This is a genomic window from Sinomonas gamaensis (assembly GCF_005876955.1).
Classification (GTDB): domain Bacteria; phylum Actinomycetota; class Actinomycetes; order Actinomycetales; family Micrococcaceae; genus Sinomonas; species Sinomonas gamaensis.
The window spans coordinates 116,900-134,608 of record NZ_SSCL01000007.1 but is presented as its reverse complement, the minus strand read 5'-3'; the positions used below and the strand labels follow the sequence as shown (position 1 = coordinate 134,608).

The window sequence follows — 17,709 nt, the reverse complement described above, 5'->3', positions numbered from 1 at the left end:
GCGGGCCCTGAAGATCGGGAGATGCACCTAAGATCGGGAGGTGCACCGCTTCGCCGTCGTCCTCCCGCTCGACCCAATGGACGTCGGCGAACGCTACGCGGTGCGGAACTGGCCACTTCACATCACCGTCACCCCGGTATTCTCCACCGAGGCGACGACGGCGATGCTCGCCGACCGCCTCGGAGAGGTTGCCTCCGCGCACACGGCGATCAACGTCGTCGTCGGTCCGCCGGAACTGTTCGGGCTCCGGCACGATACCCCGGCCGCGCTCGTCGAGTCCTCCGCCGTCCGCGCGCTCCACGACGCCCTCTCCGACGCGCTTGCGCCGTTGGGCGTTGCCTTCGATTCGCCCCGCTACGCCGGCGACGGCTTCCGGCCCCACATCACGACGACGACGCGCGGCGCCGCTGAGGAGGGCGCACAGATCCGCTTGGCCCAGGTCGCGCTCGTCGACATGGAACCGGGCCCCGGACCAGGACGCCCCCAAGTGGTAGCGGTGGCGAGTCTTCTAAAATCGATTCAGTGAGTTCCACATCGGTGAGTCGTCACCCTCGAACCACTGCCATCGTGTCCCTGCTCGCCGCCACCCTGTTCTGGGCGGGCAACTACGTCGTGGGCGCGGCCGCCGTCCACGCGCTCAATCCCCTCAGCCTCGTGTTCCTTCGCTGGGCTATCGCGGTGATCCCGCTTGTGGTCCTCGCCCAGGTCCTCGAACGACCGGATTGGCGACGCGTCCTTCGAGCCTGGCCGTGGCTGCTGGCCCTCAGCGCGTTCGGCCTCGCGGGCTACAACCTGCTCCTGTACGCCGCCCTCGAGCACACCGATGCCCTTTCGGCTGCCCTCATCAACGCGTTCAACCCAGCACTCATCACGCTCGCGGCCGTCGCCTTCCTCCGGGAGCGCCTCACGGCTGCGGGTTCCCTCGGCATCGTCGTGGCTCTTGTCGGAGTGCTGCTCGTCATCAGCAACGGGAATCTCCTCGCCCTCGCCACCCTGGGTCCCACCGCGGGCAACCTGCTCATGGTGGCCGCCATCTGCGCGTGGACGGCCTACACCGTCACGGGACGCCTTGCTCCGCCTCTCCCACCGATCACGTCGACAGCTGCCCAGGCGACCGTGGCCGTCGTCGTCCTCGGCCCTCTCGCCGCCGCGACCCGTAGTCTGCAGTTGCCTACGACCGCGGAGTCGGCTGCGGCCCTCGCCTTCATCGCGATCTTCCCGTCCGTGCTCTCGTACCTACTGTGGAACCGCGCCCTCACTGTGATTCCGGCGGGTCGCGCCGGCGTGTTCCTCAACCTCATCACCGTCTTCACCGCGGTGTTCACGCTGATCACGGGTGGGGCATTCACGGTGGCGAAACTGGTCGGCGGCGTCGTCGTCCTCGCCGGAGTCGTGCTGACGAACCGGACCTCTACTCGCTCTGCTGCGGACGGACGAGACGGACTTCCTCGACATCGAGCAGGGACTGGATCTGACGCAGAACCGTGTCGTCGATGACGCGCGTGTCCCGAAGCCGCACAACGGTCGCGCGCTTGTGCGTTATCAAGGCGAGGCGAAGCTGCGAGTACTGGCGTGAACGGAGCACGGCTGGATCGTCGTCGTTCGCGCCGTACTGCGCACTCATCTCGGAAAGGTGGTCGGCGTACTCGACGCGGATGCGTTCCACGACGTCGTCCGCGATGCCGAGTTCGCGCGCCAGACGAGGCATGGCAGAGAAGGCCTCCTCGGCCATCGTCCGTTGCGCGAGCACAAGCTCCTCCTTGACTGATGTGTCCACGGGGATGTGCGCCCACCGGATGACCTTCGGCAGCGCGAAGCCCTGCATCACCAGCGAGGCGACCACCACGAACGCCGTGATGAAGACAATGGCATCGCGGGCCGGGACACCGCCGCCGTCGGGAATCGACAGCGCGACCGCGAGCGAAACGGCCCCGCGGAAGCCCGCAAAGGTGCTCACGACCCGCGCACGGTTCGTGGTCCGGAGCTGACGTTGGTACGGGCGGCGGTCGATGGCACGGATGATGTAGGCGGACAGGATCAGCACACCGAGGCGCGTCACCAGAATCGTCACGTACACGGCAGCCCCGACCAGAAGGGCGCTCGTGAGGGCGGCGCTCGTCAGACCCTCGACGGCGGCCGGGAGCTGGATTCCCACGAGCACGAACAGCGCGCCGTTCAGCAGGAAGCTCGCGAGCGTCCACACCGCTCCCGTCTGCTGGCGTGTATAGGCGGAGATGGCGAGCGGTGCCGCCTGCGAGAGATACAGCCCGCAGGCGACGACGGCGAGAACCGCCGAGGCGTGCGCGAGCTCCGCGCAGAGGAACGCCACAAAAGGGGTGAGCAGCGTGAACGCATTCCCATACAGTGGATTGCCGATTCGCCGGCGCAGAGCGAGCATTACCCAGCCGACTGCCAGGCCTACGGCCGCCCCGCCCACGAACGAATACACGAATTCGGCTGTGACGAGGAGCGGTTCGAAACCGCCGCCGCCCGTCGCGGACGACAGCGCGACGCCGTAGATGACGAGCGCGGTGCCGTCGTTGATGAGGCTCTCGGCTCGGAGGACAGTGATCTGCCGTCGTGCGAGCGTGCGGCCGAGGGCGGCGACGGCGGTGGCGTCCGTGGGCGCGACGGCGGCACCGACGATCCAGGCTGGTCCCCAGTCGAGCCCGAGGGAATGCGCGACGGCGGCGACGGTCGCGGCGGTGACGACGACGAGGAGCGTGCTGCTCAGCATGATGCCGCGGATGAAGCGTCGGATCTCGCGCAGCGAGGTCGTCAGGCTCTCCCAGTAGAGGAGCGCGGGGAGGAACAGGAGGAGAACGACCTGGGGCGGCAGGCCCACGTGCCGGAAGGCTGGGATGAAGCTGAGCAGGAGCCCGCTCACGAGGAGCAGGACCGGTTGAGCGACGCGCATCCTCTCGGCCGCGACGCTCCCCAAGACGACCGCGGCCCCCAGGGCAACGACGAGCTCAAGACCGAGCATGACCCACCTCCGGATCGAACAGCCGCTAGCCGATTCTAGGCTCCCGGGGGTACCCCCGAACCATGTACTGACAGGGCCTCCCTCGGATGGTCGGCGGCCCGTAGCGTGAAGGGCATGTCTACTACTTGGCTCATCACCGGATGCTCCACTGGCCTCGGTCGCGCGCTCGCCGAAGCCGTCCTCGCGAAGGGAGACAACGCCGTCGTCACTGCCCGCGATGTCGCCAGCGTCCAAGACTTGGCCGCCGAACACCCGGAGACTGCGCTCCCCCTGCGCCTCGACGTCACCGATCCCGCCCAGGTCGCCGCAGCTGTCCAGCAGGCGGAGCAGCGTTTCGGAGGAGTCGACGTGCTGGTGAACAACGCCGGGTACGGCTACCGCGCGGCCGTGGAAGAGGGCGACGACGGCGACATCCAGCGGCTCTTCGCGACCAACGTCTTCGGCCCGGTCGCCATGATGAAGGCCGTGCTGCCTGGCATGCGCGAACGGCGTGAGGGGGCGATCGTGAACATCTCCTCGATCGGGGCGCGCATCTGCCCTCCGGGCTCCGGCTACTACGCCGCGAGCAAGGCCGCCCTCGAGGGAATCTCAGGGTCCGCCCACAAGGAACTCGAGCCCCTCGGCATCACCGTGACGGTCGTCGAACCCGGCGGTTTCCGCACGGACTTCGCCGGTCGCTCGCTGACTCAGTCCGACGAGGCGATCGGGGATTACGCGGAGACCGCGGGCAAGCGCCGCAAGGAGCACGACACGGTGCACGGCACCCAGCCCGGCGATCCCGCGAAGGCCGCAGCGGCGATCATCGCCGCCGTCGAGGCCGAGAAGACCCCGCAGTTCCTCCTGCTGGGCCAGGATGCCCTCGCCGCGTACCGCGCGACGGCCGCGGCCCAGGCAAGCGAGGTCGACGCGTGGGAGACGGTCAGCGCGGGGACCGGCTTCGACTCCTGAGCGTCAGGAGCGTCAGGAGCGGTCGCCGACCTGCATCGACTCGGCCCACTCGGCCACCCGGCGCGCCGCTTCCTCGTCGGAGACGTCCTCGACCCTGGTCATCACGGACCAGCGGATGCCGAACGGGTCCCGGATGCTCGCGTAACGGTCGCCGGTGACGAACGTCGTGGCTGGTTCACGCAGAACCGCACCGGCTGCGACCGCACGTTCGACGGCGGCGTCGACGTCGGGGAGGTAGACGCCGAGCGACAGGCAGTCGTCGTCGCCCGCGGGCGGCAGGACGAGGTGGTAGGCGGGATTGGGATCACCTAGCTCGAGGCGGCCGTTGCCGAAGTCGAGGACGGCGTGGGCCACGATCGGCGACCCATCCTGGCCGGGGAAGTCGGTGCGGCTCAGCAGCCTCGCCCGGAAGACCGACTCGTAGAAGCGGATCGCGGCATCGGCTCCGTCCACCACGATGAAGGGCGTGAGGGACGTGGATCCGCGTGGGGTCCCGTTGATGGTGTGCTCACCGTGTGCAGCCTGGATCTCTTCGCTCATGGCCCCACGCTAGCCAACCCGGAGACGGCAGCTCTTGAAGAAACGCGACACTAGGATCGTTCGCGTGGAGGAGTCGAAGTCCCGGGGACAGCTCACCCCGGATCCGCGCGCGCCGATAGTCCGCATCCCGCCTCCGGCGGGGTCGGAGCATGCGATCAAGCACTTCTGGATCGTGGAGTGGTCGCTGCCGGACGGCGAGCAGTCGCGCCAGCTGGTGCTCGGGTATCCGGTCATCAACCTCGTGGTGGAGCCCGACCGGGCTGCGGCCTACGGTCCATCGACCGCGTCGGGGACGCGTGTCCTCGAAGGCTCTGGGTGGGCCGTCGGAGCCCTGTTGCGCCCCGCGGCGACGCCGCTCATCACGGATTGCCCGACTCGTTTCGTTAACGGCGCCCGGGACCTCGACGAGCCCGAGCTGCACGCCGCCGTCGCCCGCGCTATAGCCAGCCATGCACCCGCAGAGAAGCGATTCAGGGAGGCGATTGACGTCGTTGCCCGCTGGGTCACTGACCGGGTGCCGGAAGCGGATCCCCGGGCCCTCGAGGCCAACCGCATGGCCGACCTCGCGGACAGCGACGCCAGCCTGCTCCGGGTACCGGATCTCGCCCGCGCGATGGGCGCCTCCCAGCGCACGCTCGAACGACTCGCCGCCGACTACCTCGGGCTGACGCCCGCCGCGCTCATGCGCCGCCGTCGGATCCAGCTGGCCGCCGAGTGGCTGCGCCTCGACCCCGACGCGCCTCTCGCAGAGATCGCCCAGGAACTCGGGTACGCGGACCAATCGCACCTCACGCGCGACTTCCGCGCGGTGCTTGGCCTGACGCCACGCGAGTACGCGAGGCTGCCGGGGTAGAGTCGCTGCCATGGCCCTCCCCGAGTCTCCCGGGCTGCTGCCGGCCGCGCCCCTCCGGCTCTCGAGCGAGGAGGTGCGCCTCCTGTGGGCCTTCGTCCACGGCGACATCATGAACGCGGCCATGCGCGCCTGGCTATGGGCCTCTCTCGGATTCTGCCCAAGGCACACGTGGGCCTACGCCGTCGTGGAGATCGAGCTGTGGGAGGCCGGGGTCGGGGGCCGCGGGGGCCACCAGCCGTTCGACGTGAGTGTCCTCTACGAGGACCTGTGCCGACAGCTCGCCCGCAAGCTCGTGCTGCCTCGAGGCTGGGGCCGCCGCCCGGAGGCGGTGCTCCTTCCTGCCCGCCGCTGCTACCTCTGCACCCAGCTCGACCTCCCCTCGCGCGACGGCTTCGCTCTGGGGTACGCCAACTCCAACAGCGACGAACTGGCCGCAGAGGCGAACCTCCTCCACCACACACGCCGCTGGTGTTCCGCGACTATTGACGAGTGGGCTCCCCGCGCGTGCCCCGCGTGCCTGCCGGGGAGCGAGGGCGGGCTGTGCCGCGTGCACCTCGCCGATGCCGTGCGCGGCGGCACAGCGGACGACGGCGACCTGGCCGCCACCGCCGCCCACCTGACCGTCCTCGCCAATCGCCTCGGCAGTCTCACGACATCGATGACAGCTGCCGGCGCCTCCGCCGACGCCGAAACCGAGGCGAGCTGGGTCGAGGCCCTCGGATTCTTCGCAGGCTGGCGCTTCCCGGCCTACCTCGCAGGGCTGCTTGAGGAGGGCGAATTCTGAGGATCTGACGGCGCAAGCTAGGCGCGGACCCTGAGTTGCCGCCGCAGGATCTTCCCCGACGAGGACTTGGGGATCGCGTCGACGAATTCGACGAACCGCACGCGCTTGAACGGGGCGGCGTGCTCGGCGACGAAGGCCACGACGTCCTCGTCCCCCAGCTCGGCCCCCGCCTGCCGGACGACAAACGCCTTCGGCACCTCCTCGCCGTCGTCCGCGTGGACGCCGATCACCGCCGCGTCGGCGATCTGGGGATGGCTGAGCAGGAGCGCCTCGAGTTCGGCGGGCGCGATCTGGTAGCCCTTGTACTTGATGAGCTCCTTGAGCCGGTCGACGATCGTCACAACCCCGTCGGCCGTGACGGTCGCGATGTCACCGGTGCGGAGGAAGCCGTCGGGGTCGATCGTGGCTGCCGTTGCGTCGGGACGGTTGAGGTAGCCGAGCATGACCTGCGGCCCGCGCACAAGGAGCTGGCCGCGCTCGCTTTCGCCCTCCGCCGGAATCTCGATCTCCTCGTCGGTCGCCGGATCGAGCAGCTTGCACTCGGTGTTGGGCACCGTGAAGCCAACCGAGCTGAGGGGCACCTTCCCTGCTGCCTCGAGCGGAATGAGGTGCGAGACGGGGCTGAGCTCGGTCATCCCGTAGCCCTGCAGCATCGTGCAGCCGAGTCGCCGGGCGACGGCGGCGCCCAGCTCGCCGTCGAGCGGTGCTGCCCCGGAGAGCGCGGCCCTGACGGATGAGAGGTCGTACTGGTCGACGAGCGGATGCTTCGCCAGCGCGACCGCGATCGGCGGGGCGATGAACAAGTACGTGCAATGGTGATCCTGAATGATCCGGAGGAACTCGGCGAGGTCGAACTTCGGCATCGTGACGAGCCGGGCCCGCTCCCCCAGAGCGAGGTTCAGCAGCACCGTCATGCCGTAGATGTGGAAGAACGGCAGCACGGCGAGGAGCACGTCGTCGGGCGTGACGCCCAGAAGCGCGCGGGCCTGGGCCACGTTGGCCACGAGGTTGTGCTGGCTCAGCATCACCCCCTTGGGCGTCCCGCTCGTGCCGGATGAGTAGGGAATGACGGCGGCGGCGTGCGGATCGACTGAGACCTCGGGCGCGGCGAGGCCCGAGCTGAACAGCTCGGCGCGGGAGTCAATCACCACGAGCCGGTCCGACGGGATTCCCGCCTGCTCCGCCGCTGCCTGTGCGCGGTCGAGGAAGGGCGAGATCGTGAAGAGCCACTCGGCCCCTGCGTCCTTGAGCTGCCCACCGACTTCTTCCGCCGTGTAGAGGGCGTTCACCGTGGTGACGGCGGCGCCGGCCCGGAGGATCCCGTGGAAGACGACGGCGAACGCCGGCACATTCGGGCAGAACAATCCGATGGTGGTTCCGGGTCCGGCGCCTTTGCCCGCGAGCCAGCCGGCGAGCGAATCGATCCGGGACACGAGGTCGCGGTACGTCATTTCCGCGCCGCTGGTGCCGTCGACGATGGCGACTCGGGCGAGCTCGTCCTCGCCGAGAGAGCCGAACAGGTAGTCGTAGAGCGTGGCCTCGGGAATCTCAACGGTGGGATACGGGCTCGTGAACATGGCTTTATTGCAGCGGTTGAACGTTGTCAGGGCAAGGCCCCGCACGCAACCTCAGCTGCTCGCAGCCGCCAGCCGCTCCCCGAGCCTCCGCATGGCGTCGCGCAGCTCGGGAGGTTCGATCACCGTCACCGGCCATCCGAGACGGACCACGTGGTACGCAATGTAGTCGAGGTCGTCGGCACCGGCGGTGAGAATCGAGTGGCCGTCGCCGTCCGGCTCCACGACGGCCATCGTCGAGGGCACGAATTGCGCGACTTCATTGGCGGAGGCCGCGATCCTGACCTTCGCGACGAAGCGATAGGGCGCCTGCGTGATGGACGCGCGAACGAACTCGACAGCATCGGGCGCTTCCCGTGGTTTGAACCGCCAGCCGGTCCCCCGCGCGGCGGCCATCCTGTCGAGGCGGAAGGTGCGCCAATCGTCGCGGTCGAGGTCCCACGCCATGAGGTACCACCGCCGCCCGGCGGCTACGAGGCGATACGGCTCCACGCGCCGCTCGCTGCGATCGCCGTCGGCCTTCGTGTAGTCGAACGTCGCCCGCTCGGGCGTGCGGATGGCGCGGGCGAGCGCCACGAGGACGTCGGCGTCCACGGGCGTCACGGGGCTGTCGAGGCTCACGGTCGCGTCGATGACGCCCTTGACCTCGGCCCGGAGCCTGGCCGGGAGCACCTGATCGAGCTTCGCGAGGGAGCGCACGGCGGCTTCCCCGAGGCCCGCGACCGTCCCGCCTGCGGCGAGACGGAGGCTCACGGCGACCGCCACGGCTTCCTCGTCGTCGAGCAGGAGCGGCGGAAGAGCCTTGCCCGCGCCGAGCTGATACCCGCCGCCGGTGCCGTGCTCGGCCCGGACCGGGTAGCCGAGCGCGCGCAGGCGCTCGACATCGCGCCGCACACTGCGGGTGGTGACGCCGAGGCGCTCAGCGAGCTCGGTCCCCGTCCAGACCGGTCGCTGCTGCAGGAGGTTGAGCAGGCTCAGGACCCGCTGGGTTGTGTCTCCCATGGCTCCATCATGCCGCGGGATGCGGACCGAAACTGTCCTGATCCCCGAGGACACTGGAAAAGGGACAGGGATCAGCCGAGAAGGGAATCGTCATGAGCACCATCAGCGGGCACCGCACGTTCCAGCACACCGCAATCATCCGGCCACGCCAAGCTCCCGGCCGACGCAGGATTCCGCATCTGGTCGAGGCCCTGCGGACAACGTGGCGCCGTGGGGGCGAGATGTCACGGACCGTCGACGAGATGCGGGACGCCGCCTGGCGGCTCTCCGGCGCCACGAACCACAGGATGTGGTGAGCGAAAGGATGTGGTAATCGGCGCGGCCCAGCGACTATCCCAGCCAGAGCAGGAGGAGGCGCCAGAGGCCGACGACGACGGCACCTCCGAACAGCGCGCCCGCCACGAGTTGGGCGAGGGTGTGGGCGCCCAGCACGAGGCGGGACCACACGACCGCGGGCACGAGGAGGAGCGCGGCCCACCACGCGGGCCCGAAGAGGATGACGAACGAGACGGCGGCCGAGGTAATCGCAGCAGCGTGGCCGCTGATCTTCCACACGAGGCTTACGAGCCCGAGCAGCAGAATGCCCCCGACGAGGGCAAGGACCATCGCGATGACGCTGGGCGGCGCGCCGATCACGGCGAGCACGCCGAGCCCCACGAGCACGCAGGCGAGGGACGCCGCGAGAACCGGGCCCCGCTGGCGCCGCTCGCTCACGTGGTGGTCGGTGACGCGGCCGGCGCGGACGAGCGCGAGCAGCATGACGAAGGGAAGCAGGCAGGTGAGGGCCGCGGCGATCGCTCCGTACCAGAGCGTGCCCGGGAAGCCGGGGCTGGCGGCCGGACTCACGATCATCTGGACCGCCACGACCACCGGAGGCTGGAAGACCTCCGTGATCACGCGGGCCACTGCGACCCTCGGTGCCGATGCCTGCATCATGGGCAACCCCGCGTCATCATGAGCTACCCCGCGTCGGCGAGGATGAGCTCCACGAGGGCGCCGAACAGGTCTGGATCGAGGCCCAGACCCGCGAGCGCGGCGACCACCGCCGCGGGCGACTCGCCCGATGCAACGCGGGCGAAGACCTCGCCCTTGACCGTGAACTTCTCGTGCACGTCCTCGAGGAGCCGTTCGACGGCGGCCACCGTCGGGTTGGGTGCCAAGGCCAGCCCACCACTGGGGGTGAGCGAGAAGCCCTCGGAGGCATCGACGTCGTCCATTCGCACGCGCAGCGGCGAGGTTCCCGCGCCATCGGCGACGCCCACGAAGGCAACCTCCCACGAGCGCACGCGGGGAACGCCGTCGACCGCTCCCTCCGCAGGGTGCACCCGGAGCGTGCCCGTGCCCCAGTCGAACTCGATGCGGGTCCGCACTTGGTGCGCGGGTTCGCCCGCCGCGGCGGTCCCGTCGTCCTCGATGAGCGTGAACTCGCCCGAGGCGCCGCCGAACACCAGTAGCTCGATCCGTTCCGGCGCGGCGACCCCATTGCCGAGCTCATCCGGGTGCACGAGCGGGATGATCGCGCCAGCCCGTGCCAGCACCGGGATCGAGTCGAGCGTCCGGTAGAGCCGCGCCCGGCGACCGCCCTGGTAGCGGGTGCCCGTGAAGAAGTCGAACCACTGCCCAGGCGGGAGCCACGCGTCGGCCGCGGCCCGGTTCAGGGCCCGGGTCCGAGGAGAAACGATCGGCGCGACCATGAGCTCGCTGCCGAAGAAGTACTGGTTCGGGACCTCGTACGCGTCGCCCGCCTCCGGGTACTCGTAGTACATCGGCTCGACAATCGGCCGCCCCTCGGCAGACGCCCGGTGGTTCATCGTGTGCAGGTACGGGACGAGGCGGTGGCGGAGCCGGAGGAACTCCGTCATCGCGGCCTGCGCTTCGGACCGGAATCTCCAGGGCTCTTTGCCCGTGAAGGGCAGTGACGAGCTGTGCAGCCGGTTGACCGGGGAGAACACGCCGAGCTGCACCCAGCGGGTCGCAAGGTCGTCGTCCTTGTAGCCGAACATGTGACCGCCGACATCGTGGCTCCACCAGCCGTACCCGATGTTGGATGCGGTAGCCGTGAAGTACGGCTGGAAGGCGAGCGACTCCCACGTCACGATCGTGTCGCCCGAGAAGCCGATCGGATACCGGTGGCTCCCGGGCCCGGCGTAGCGGGAGAACGTCAGCGGGAGCCGCCCGCCGCGTGCCGAGTCGAGGAAGTGGACGTGGTTCAGCACCCAAAGCGGATCCAGGCCCTCCATGCGGGAGTAGGGGCCGGACTGCCAGTCCAGCCACCAGAAGTCGACCCCTGCCTCCTCGAGCGGGTGGTGGACCTCCTCGAGGTAGGCGCGGAGGAACTCCGGATCCGTGGGGTCGAACGCGATCGCGTCGCCGGCCTCGGGGTCGAGGCCCAGCGCCAGCGCGGTTCTCTCGTACACCTCCTCATGAGCCGCGATGCCGTCGGCCGGGTGCACGTTGAGCGTGAGCGCGAGGCCGCGGTCGTGGAGCCAGCGGGCGAAGCCCTCGGGATCCGGGAACAGCTCGCGATTCCAGGTGTAGCCGGTCCAGCCGCTCCCATGGACGGGGTCGATCTCGGTGAGGTGCCAGTCCATGTCCAAGACCGCGACGGAGAGCGGGATCCGCTCCGCTGCGAAGCGCTCGATCACGCCGCGGTACTCGTCCTCGGTGTAGCGGTGGTAGCGGCTCCACCAGTTGCCGAGGGTGAAGCGCGGCACGAGCGGAGTGGGCCCCGAGACCCTGTAGAAGTCGCGGAGACACGCCCGGTAGTCGCGGCCGTACCCGAAGAAGTAGACGTCCACGCCCGCGCCGGGGCGCCGGGTGTCGAGCCAGCCGTCGTCGTCGAACACGAGCGTGTCGCTGTCATCGAGCACCGCGAACCCATAGCGGGACATGAGGCCCGGCTCCAGATCGCACGCGCCGTCAACCATGTCGAGCGTCCGCGCCGTGCCGCCGAGGTTCTGATCGTCGGCCTCGCCGAAGTGCCACACGCTGTGGTAGTTGCTGACGTTTCCGAGGACCTTGACGGAGAGCCCATGCGGCGTGAATTCCCGCTTGTCGTAGACCAGGTGGACGCGCTCCGTGATGATCTCGAGCACCTCGGGCTTGTCGAAGACGCGGAACTCGGGCACCGGGAGGTCGCGGTTGAGGACCACCTGGGACGCCCGGTCCTCGAACTCGCCGTCCGCGCTGTATTCGAGGCGCAGGAGTTGGGAGGTCAGGACCGTGAACCGATAGTGGGGGCCTTGGACGACGGCGGCCGGTTGGGCCCGCGGGGCGGTCGCCAGACGGAGGTGGGCGGGGATAGCGGGTGCGTGCATGTCACTCGTCCTCGGCCAAGTGCAGGGCCGCTGCCTGGAGGATCCCCTCGATGTCCGATTCGGGGACATCCCGCTGATAGGCGTCCGCGACCGCCTTGAAGCCCGTGGCCATCCCCAGGACCAGGCGCGTGTAGTCCGGCGCCAGTGCCCCGATCACGGATTCGACGACCTTCGGCAGGAGCTCCCGGAGGACCTCCGTCTGCTCCGGCGTGCCGCCCGAGAAGGAAATCGACACCGGATCGTCGAGCCTCACCAGGGCCCGCAGCGATTCCTTGAACATCTGTGCCGACGCCGGGTCGTCCGGCTGCCATGACAGGGTCGCCGTGAGGACTCCGATGCCACGCTGGACCATTTCTGCCTCGTCGCTCATTGCCCCATCGTCCCACTCGCTACCCTTGCGCACATGGACCCGTCCGACCTCGTCTCGTTCGATTCGCTCCTCAGCGCCGAGGAACTCGACCTCCGCGACCGCGTCCGCTCGTTCGTCCGCAGCGCGATCCGCCCGAACGTCGCCCGCTGGTACGAAGACGCGTACTTTCCGCTCGAGCTGGTGCCGGAGCTTGCCCGCCTCGGGCTTCTGGGCATGCACCTTCAGGGGTACGGCTGCGCGGGGAGGTCGGCGGTGGAGTACGGCCTCGCCGCGGCGGAACTCGAGGCGGGCGACTCGGGCATCCGGACCTTCGTCTCGGTCCAGGGCTCGCTCGCGATGACCGCGATCTCGCGGCACGGCTCCGAGGCGCAGAAGCAGGAGTGGCTACCCCGGATGGCGGTAGGGGAGGCGATCGGGTGCTTCGGCCTCACGGAGCCGACGGCGGGCTCGGACCCATCCTCCATGCGCACCTTCGCCCGGCGCGACGGCACCGACTGGATCATCTCGGGGACCAAGCGCTGGATCGGGCTTGCCTCGGTGGCGGACGTCGCCGTCATCTGGGCGCAGACGGACGACGCCGTCCGCGGCTTTGTGGTCCCTACCTCCGTCCACGGTTTCACGGCGGCACCGATCGAACCGAAGCTCTCCATGCGAGCTTCCATCCAGTGCGACCTCGGCCTCGATGACGTGCGCGTGCCCGAAGACGCGGTACTCCCGGGCGCGGTCGGCCTACGCGGCCCGTTCACGTGCCTCAACGAGGCCCGGTACGGGATCGTCTGGGGCGCGATGGGCGCCGCGCGCGACGCGTTCGAGGACGCCCTTGAGTATTCGCGGGAGAGATTGCAGTTCGGCAGACCCCTCGCGGGCTACCAGCTCACGCAGGAGAAGCTCGTGGACATGGCGCTGGAGATCAACAAGGGGTTCCTCCTGGCCCTGCACCTCGGTCGCCTCAAGGATGCCGGGGGCCTTGAGCCGCATCAGATCAGCGTCGGCAAGCTCAACAACTGCCGCGAGGCCATCGCGATCTGCCGCGAGGCGCGCACCATCCTCGGCGGCAACGGCATCACGCTGGATTACTCGCCTCTGCGGCACGCCAACAACCTCGAGTCTGTCCGGACCTATGAAGGCACGGACGAGGTCCATACCCTGATCCTGGGGCAACGTCTGACAGGAGAGGGGGCGTTCAGGTGAACCGGATCCTGATCATGGGGCCGCCCGGCGTGGGGAAAGGCACCCAAGCCGAGCGGCTCGCGCAGCATCTGGGCATTCCGACGATCTCGACGGGAGACCTCTTCCGCGAAGAGGTCCGGAACGAGACGCCGCTCGGGGTTCGGATCAAGGAGATCGTCGCCTCGGGCGCCTACGTCCCCGACGAGGTGACGAACGAGCTCGTGGCCGAGCGCCTCGCGTGGGCCGACGCGCGTGACGGCTTCATCCTCGACGGCTACCCGCGAACCGTTGATCAAGTCCGCGCGCTCGACCACATCCTTGCCGAGCTGTCAGCGCAACTGGATGCCGTCGTCGTGCTCGAAGCCGACCACGGAGAGCTCCAGGAGCGGATCCTCCTGCGTGCCGCCGAACAGGGGCGCTCGGACGACACCCCCGAGGTCGTTGCCCGGCGCCTCGAGGTCTACGCCCAGGCAACGGCGCAGCTCATCTCGGCGTACGACGCCCGCGGGCTCGTGTTCCACATCGACGGGACCGGGCTGCCGCACGTCGTCGAGGCCCGGATCCGTGAGGCGCTGGACCACTGAAGCTGCGCCACTGAAAGGGGCTGCGCCACTGAGAGGGCGACCACGGAGGGCGGTGCGCGTGGGGCTAGGAAGGAACCATGAGCACACTCACGCCCCCGCCCCCGCCTGCGCCGGCCGTCGAGGACGACCGGCCTCCGAGGACCACCCCCTGGCTCTGGTTCGCCGCCTACTTCGCCACCATGGGCCTTGTCGCAGCCAGAGTCCCGCTGGTCATCCGCGAAGCGGCGGCTCACATGCCCGAAGACGTCAAGCGCGAACTGAGCGCCAACGCCCTGGACATGGCGACGACCGTCGCCGGAATCGCGTTCGTCGGCACCTACGCCGTGGTCATGGCCCTGTACCTGTGGCTCGTCGCGTTCCTTGACAAGCGAATGCTGAGGACGAAGGCGTCGGTGGGCGGGCTGAAGGTCGGCCTGTATTTCACCATCGCGCTCGCGAGCACGGTCCCGGTGCACCTCGCGGCGGTCGTCGCGCAGGTCGCCGACGCGAGGACCCTTCCCGGTTTCTACGTCTACTTCCCCGTCGTCGTGGCCGCCCTCTTGTTCGCCTTCCGAAGCCACTGGTTCAGGCTGCCCGGGCGCCGCAAAGCGGTGGTCATCCTCGTTGCCGCAGCGATGCCGCTTCTCGCGATCCTGGGCTGACGCCCGTCACGGCGAAATGTGATCCAAGTGGCGATTCCTCGTGTGCGGCGCGAACTGCACGAGGATCGCCGCGACCACCAGGAACACCGAGATCAGTCCCAGCGCCCAGAAGACGGGTAGCTGCGGGAGGATCGGCGCGATGATCATGACGCCGATTCCCCCGCCGATGTGGCCGACGCCGTCGACCAGGGCAAAGCCCGTGGAACGCGCACGCGTCGGGAAGCATTCGGCCGTCAGTGCGTACGTCGGCGAGACCCACAGGTTGAAGCCGGCGAAGATGAGGATCGCCCCGAGGAACGAAAGCCAGATGTTCGTCCCCGCGATCGCCACCACGATGGAACCGAGGATCGTCACTCCGGCCCCGATCGGCAGCCAGTAGCGCCGCTCGAGCTTCTCCACGATCACGCTCATCACGGCCGCCTCGGCCACGAAGCCGAGCGTTCCGACGGCGGCGATGACTCCAGCCTCTGGCGGCGGGTAGCGCAGAGCGGACAGTACCGCGGTAAAGCCCGAGGCGAAGGAATAGACCGTGATGTAGCCGACGAACCACACCACGAAGAGCAGGATGATCCGCCGGACGTACAGCGCATGCCCGAAGAGGTCGCGGTATGGGAGGGGCGACGGCGGCGTGGCGGCGCCATAGACGTCGGCCATCAGCGGCTCGGCGAGGGGTCCGTGCTTCGCGGCGCGCTCCTCCATCGAGCGGACCACGGCGTCGGCCTCGGCGAAGCGTCCCTGGCCGATGAGCCAGCGGGGCGATTCCGGAAGCTCGAAGCGCAGCAGGATCGCGATCACGGCAAGGATCGCGCCAACCCCGTACATCCACCGCCAGCCCGTCTCGAAGGACGGACCCGCCACTGCGAAGGGCAGCCCGAGAGGCCATGGCGTCGCGGGTGTGGTCAGGATGAGCCCCAGCCAAATGCCCACGAACGCGCCGAGCGCAGACATGATGAAGATGATCGTGGTGAACTTGGCGCGCGCCTTCCGGGGCGCGACCTCGTTGATGTAGGTGTTCACGATCGCGAGATCCGCGCCGATGCCGATGCCGGTGATCGTCCGAGCGATGTTGAAGTTCAGGTAGTCGCCGACGAAGGCGTTGTAGAGGGACCCGAGACCAGTGATGAGCATCGTGATCATGAGCATGTTCCGCCGACCGATCCTGTCGGCGATCGGGCTCAGCACGAGCGTTCCCACCACGTAGCCCACGAGATTCAGCAGCACCGGAAGCGGCAAGGCCTCCAGGGCGCTCTCAGGGGTGCACCCCTTGTTGAGCTGAATGCACGTCTGGATGAATGAGACGTTGATGTCGAAGATGTCGTAGAAGGTGAACAGGAAGCCGAGGCCGATGATGCCGATGAAGAGGTAGGAGAGGCTCCACACCTCGAGGCGCTCGAGCCGGGCGATGACCTGCTGACCTGTCGGGACACCTACAGAACCCGTGTCCATGCGCACATTGTGCGCCCGCACCGTGCACGGTACAAGGCGCGGTACACATTCAGTCCAGCAGGAGCGCGGGCTCCTCCATGATCGCGGCGACGTCCGCCATGAAACGCGCCGAGAGGTCGCCGTCGACCACGCGGTGGTCGAAGGAACCGCCGAGCGTCGTGATCCACCGAGGGATGACTTCCCCGGACACGACCCACGGCTTCTGCTTGATCGTCCCGAAGGCAACGATCGCCACCTCGCCTGGGTTGATGATCGGCGTGCCGATGTCGATGCCGAGCGCCCCGATGTTGGTGATCGTGAGCGTTCCGCCCTGCATGTCGGCTGGCTTGGTCTTGCCCGCACGCGCCGTCGTGGCGAGATCGTTGAGGGCTACGGCCAGTTCCTTGAGGGAGAGGTCCTGGGCGTTCTTGATGTTCGGCACGAGCAGGCCACGCGGGGTGGCGGCCGCGATGCCGAGATTCATGAAGTGCTTGACGTGGATCTCGTCGCCCGTCGTTTGGCTGACCCATTCCGAATTCACGCTGGGGTTTCGGGCCGCCGCCCAGATCACGGCCTTGGCGAGGATCAGGAGCGGGGAGACCTTGATCCCCTCGAAGTCGCGGGACTTCTTGAGCCGCTGCACGAACTCCATCGTGCGCGAGGCGTCCACGTCCACGAAGATGCTCACGTGCGGCGCCGAGAACGCAGAGTCGACCATGGCCTTCGCCGTAGCCTTGCGGACTCCGCGCACAGGGATGACCTCGATCCGCTCGTCCTGCGGCTTCTTCGCGCCCTCCCAGAACGTCGGGGCCGCCGCGATCTCCTGCTCGCGCTGCGCCTGATAGGACACGAGATCCGCACGCGTCACCTCGCCGCGCAGGCCGGTGGCGGGAACCTCGGCGAGGTTGATCCCCAGCTCCTTCGCGATGCGCCGGACAGGCGGCTTTGCGAGGACCCGCGTGAGAAGACGGGCGACGGCGGGCGCGGGCACGGTCTCTTCGCTCGCCGGAGCTGGGGCCGCCTTCGCCGGGGCCGCCTTCGGGGGGGCCGAAGCTGCCGGGGCCGAAGCTGCAGGGGCGGCTTGCTGCTTCCTGGGCCGCCGCTTGACGGCGTCGGCCTTGGGACCGGAACCCACGAGGGGGGCAATCTCCACACCGGGCTCCTGGAGCTGCGGCACGGGGGCGTTGACCGCCTCGGCCACGGCGTCCGCCGCCGCTGGAGCGCTGGGCGTGGCACCTCCGTCGTCCGTGGTTCCAGCAGGGTTAGGCGTCCCAGCACCGATGGCGATGATCGGGGAGCCGACCTCGATCGTCTCGTGCTCGGGCGCAAGCAGTTCGAGGACGGTGCCCTCGTAGGGGCTCGGAAGCTCAACGAGGCTCTTGGCGGTCTCGATCTCGCAGAGCACATCGTTGATGGCCACCGTGTCGCCCGGCTTGACCTTCCACGAGACGATGTCCGCCTCGGTGAGCCCCTCGCCGACGTCCGGAAGATTGAAGATCTGCTTGCTCATGGGGC

Annotated in this window: 18 protein-coding genes; 9 read left to right on the top strand and 9 right to left on the bottom strand. The window is 68.8% G+C overall.

Annotated features, from left to right (window positions below; translation table 11 throughout):
• Window positions 1–40: 40 nt before the first annotated feature.
• Together E5679_RS11435 and E5679_RS11430 are read left to right on the top strand one after the other, a co-directional pair.
• A complete protein-coding gene (locus E5679_RS11435) occupies window positions 41–526 on the top strand; it encodes a 2'-5' RNA ligase family protein (RefSeq protein WP_138415898.1) in 486 nt (161 codons plus the stop codon).
• On the top strand, window positions 523–1,497 hold the full coding sequence (locus tag E5679_RS11430) for a DMT family transporter (RefSeq protein ID WP_249336081.1): 975 nt from the start codon (window positions 523–525) through the stop codon (window positions 1,495–1,497). Before E5679_RS11435 ends, E5679_RS11430 begins: the two co-directional genes overlap by 4 nt.
• Here E5679_RS11430 and E5679_RS11425 read toward each other — a convergent pair.
• Window positions 1,412–2,986, bottom strand: coding sequence for a Na+/H+ antiporter (locus E5679_RS11425; RefSeq protein ID WP_138415894.1), 1,575 nt, complete (start codon window positions 2,984–2,986; stop codon window positions 1,412–1,414). The genes E5679_RS11430 and E5679_RS11425 overlap by 86 nt on opposite strands.
• Before the next feature lie 114 nt (window positions 2,987–3,100).
• On the opposite strand from E5679_RS11425, the gene E5679_RS11420 reads away from it, so the two are divergent.
• Window positions 3,101–3,934: an oxidoreductase gene (locus E5679_RS11420; RefSeq protein WP_138415892.1), complete on the top strand. Its 834-nt coding sequence runs from the start codon at window positions 3,101–3,103 to the stop codon at window positions 3,932–3,934.
• A 12-nt stretch (window positions 3,935–3,946) separates the two neighbouring features.
• Here E5679_RS11420 and E5679_RS11415 read toward each other — a convergent pair whose 3' ends face one another.
• Window positions 3,947–4,474, bottom strand: a complete 528-nt coding sequence (locus tag E5679_RS11415) for a VOC family protein (protein WP_138415890.1) — start codon at window positions 4,472–4,474, stop codon at window positions 3,947–3,949.
• Window positions 4,475–4,538: 64 nt separating this feature from the next.
• Here E5679_RS11415 and E5679_RS11410 point away from each other — a divergent pair, with 64 nt between their 5' ends.
• Window positions 4,539–5,327, top strand: coding sequence for a helix-turn-helix domain-containing protein (locus E5679_RS11410; RefSeq protein WP_212746934.1), 789 nt, complete (start codon window positions 4,539–4,541; stop codon window positions 5,325–5,327).
• Window positions 5,328–5,337: 10 nt separating this feature from the next.
• Window positions 5,338–6,111 (top strand): hypothetical protein, encoded by a 774-nt coding sequence (locus E5679_RS11405; protein WP_138415888.1) that lies wholly within the window; start codon window positions 5,338–5,340, stop codon window positions 6,109–6,111.
• Between the two features lie 17 nt (window positions 6,112–6,128).
• Here the strand turns inward: E5679_RS11405 and E5679_RS11400 are convergent, their stop codons facing one another.
• Window positions 6,129–7,688 (bottom strand): AMP-binding protein, encoded by a 1,560-nt coding sequence (locus E5679_RS11400; RefSeq protein ID WP_138415886.1) that lies wholly within the window; start codon window positions 7,686–7,688, stop codon window positions 6,129–6,131.
• A gap of 51 nt (window positions 7,689–7,739) precedes the next feature.
• Window positions 7,740–8,687, bottom strand: coding sequence for a helix-turn-helix transcriptional regulator (locus E5679_RS11395; RefSeq protein WP_138415884.1), 948 nt, complete (start codon window positions 8,685–8,687; stop codon window positions 7,740–7,742).
• Between the two features lie 92 nt (window positions 8,688–8,779).
• Between E5679_RS11395 and E5679_RS11390 the strand changes: the two genes are divergently transcribed.
• A complete protein-coding gene (locus tag E5679_RS11390) occupies window positions 8,780–8,983 on the top strand; it encodes a hypothetical protein (RefSeq protein ID WP_138415882.1) in 204 nt (67 codons plus the stop codon).
• Between the two features lie 34 nt (window positions 8,984–9,017).
• Here the strand turns inward: E5679_RS11390 and E5679_RS11385 are convergent, their stop codons facing one another.
• The 3 genes from E5679_RS11385 to E5679_RS11375 are packed head-to-tail and all read right to left on the bottom strand — an operon-like array spanning window position 9,018 to window position 12,374.
• A complete protein-coding gene (locus E5679_RS11385) occupies window positions 9,018–9,623 on the bottom strand; it encodes a phosphatase PAP2 family protein (protein ID WP_171042346.1) in 606 nt (201 codons plus the stop codon).
• A 23-nt stretch (window positions 9,624–9,646) separates the two neighbouring features.
• Window positions 9,647–12,004, bottom strand: coding sequence for a glycoside hydrolase family 31 protein (locus tag E5679_RS11380; RefSeq protein WP_138415880.1), 2,358 nt, complete (start codon window positions 12,002–12,004; stop codon window positions 9,647–9,649).
• 1 nt (window position 12,005) lies between these two features.
• Window positions 12,006–12,374, bottom strand: coding sequence for a hypothetical protein (locus tag E5679_RS11375; RefSeq protein ID WP_138415878.1), 369 nt, complete (start codon window positions 12,372–12,374; stop codon window positions 12,006–12,008).
• 33 nt (window positions 12,375–12,407) lie between these two features.
• Here E5679_RS11375 and E5679_RS11370 point away from each other — a divergent pair, with 33 nt between their 5' ends.
• The 3 genes from E5679_RS11370 (at window position 12,408) to E5679_RS11360 (ending at window position 14,769) form a co-directional block, all read left to right on the top strand.
• A complete protein-coding gene (locus tag E5679_RS11370) occupies window positions 12,408–13,565 on the top strand; it encodes an acyl-CoA dehydrogenase family protein (protein ID WP_138415876.1) in 1,158 nt (385 codons plus the stop codon).
• Window positions 13,562–14,128: an adenylate kinase gene (locus E5679_RS11365; protein WP_249336080.1), complete on the top strand. Its 567-nt coding sequence runs from the start codon at window positions 13,562–13,564 to the stop codon at window positions 14,126–14,128. Before E5679_RS11370 ends, E5679_RS11365 begins: the two co-directional genes overlap by 4 nt.
• 77 nt (window positions 14,129–14,205) lie before the next feature.
• Complete coding sequence (locus E5679_RS11360) at window positions 14,206–14,769, top strand: hypothetical protein (RefSeq protein WP_138415874.1); 564 nt, start codon at window positions 14,206–14,208, stop codon at window positions 14,767–14,769.
• 6 nt (window positions 14,770–14,775) lie between these two features.
• On the opposite strand, the gene E5679_RS11355 is transcribed toward E5679_RS11360, so the two are convergent.
• Window positions 14,776–16,215, bottom strand: a complete 1,440-nt coding sequence (locus E5679_RS11355) for an MFS transporter (RefSeq protein WP_138415872.1) — start codon at window positions 16,213–16,215, stop codon at window positions 14,776–14,778.
• 49 nt (window positions 16,216–16,264) lie between these two features.
• Complete coding sequence (locus E5679_RS11350) at window positions 16,265–17,704, bottom strand: dihydrolipoamide acetyltransferase family protein (protein ID WP_138415870.1); 1,440 nt, start codon at window positions 17,702–17,704, stop codon at window positions 16,265–16,267.
• Window positions 17,705–17,709: the final 5 nt, after the last annotated feature.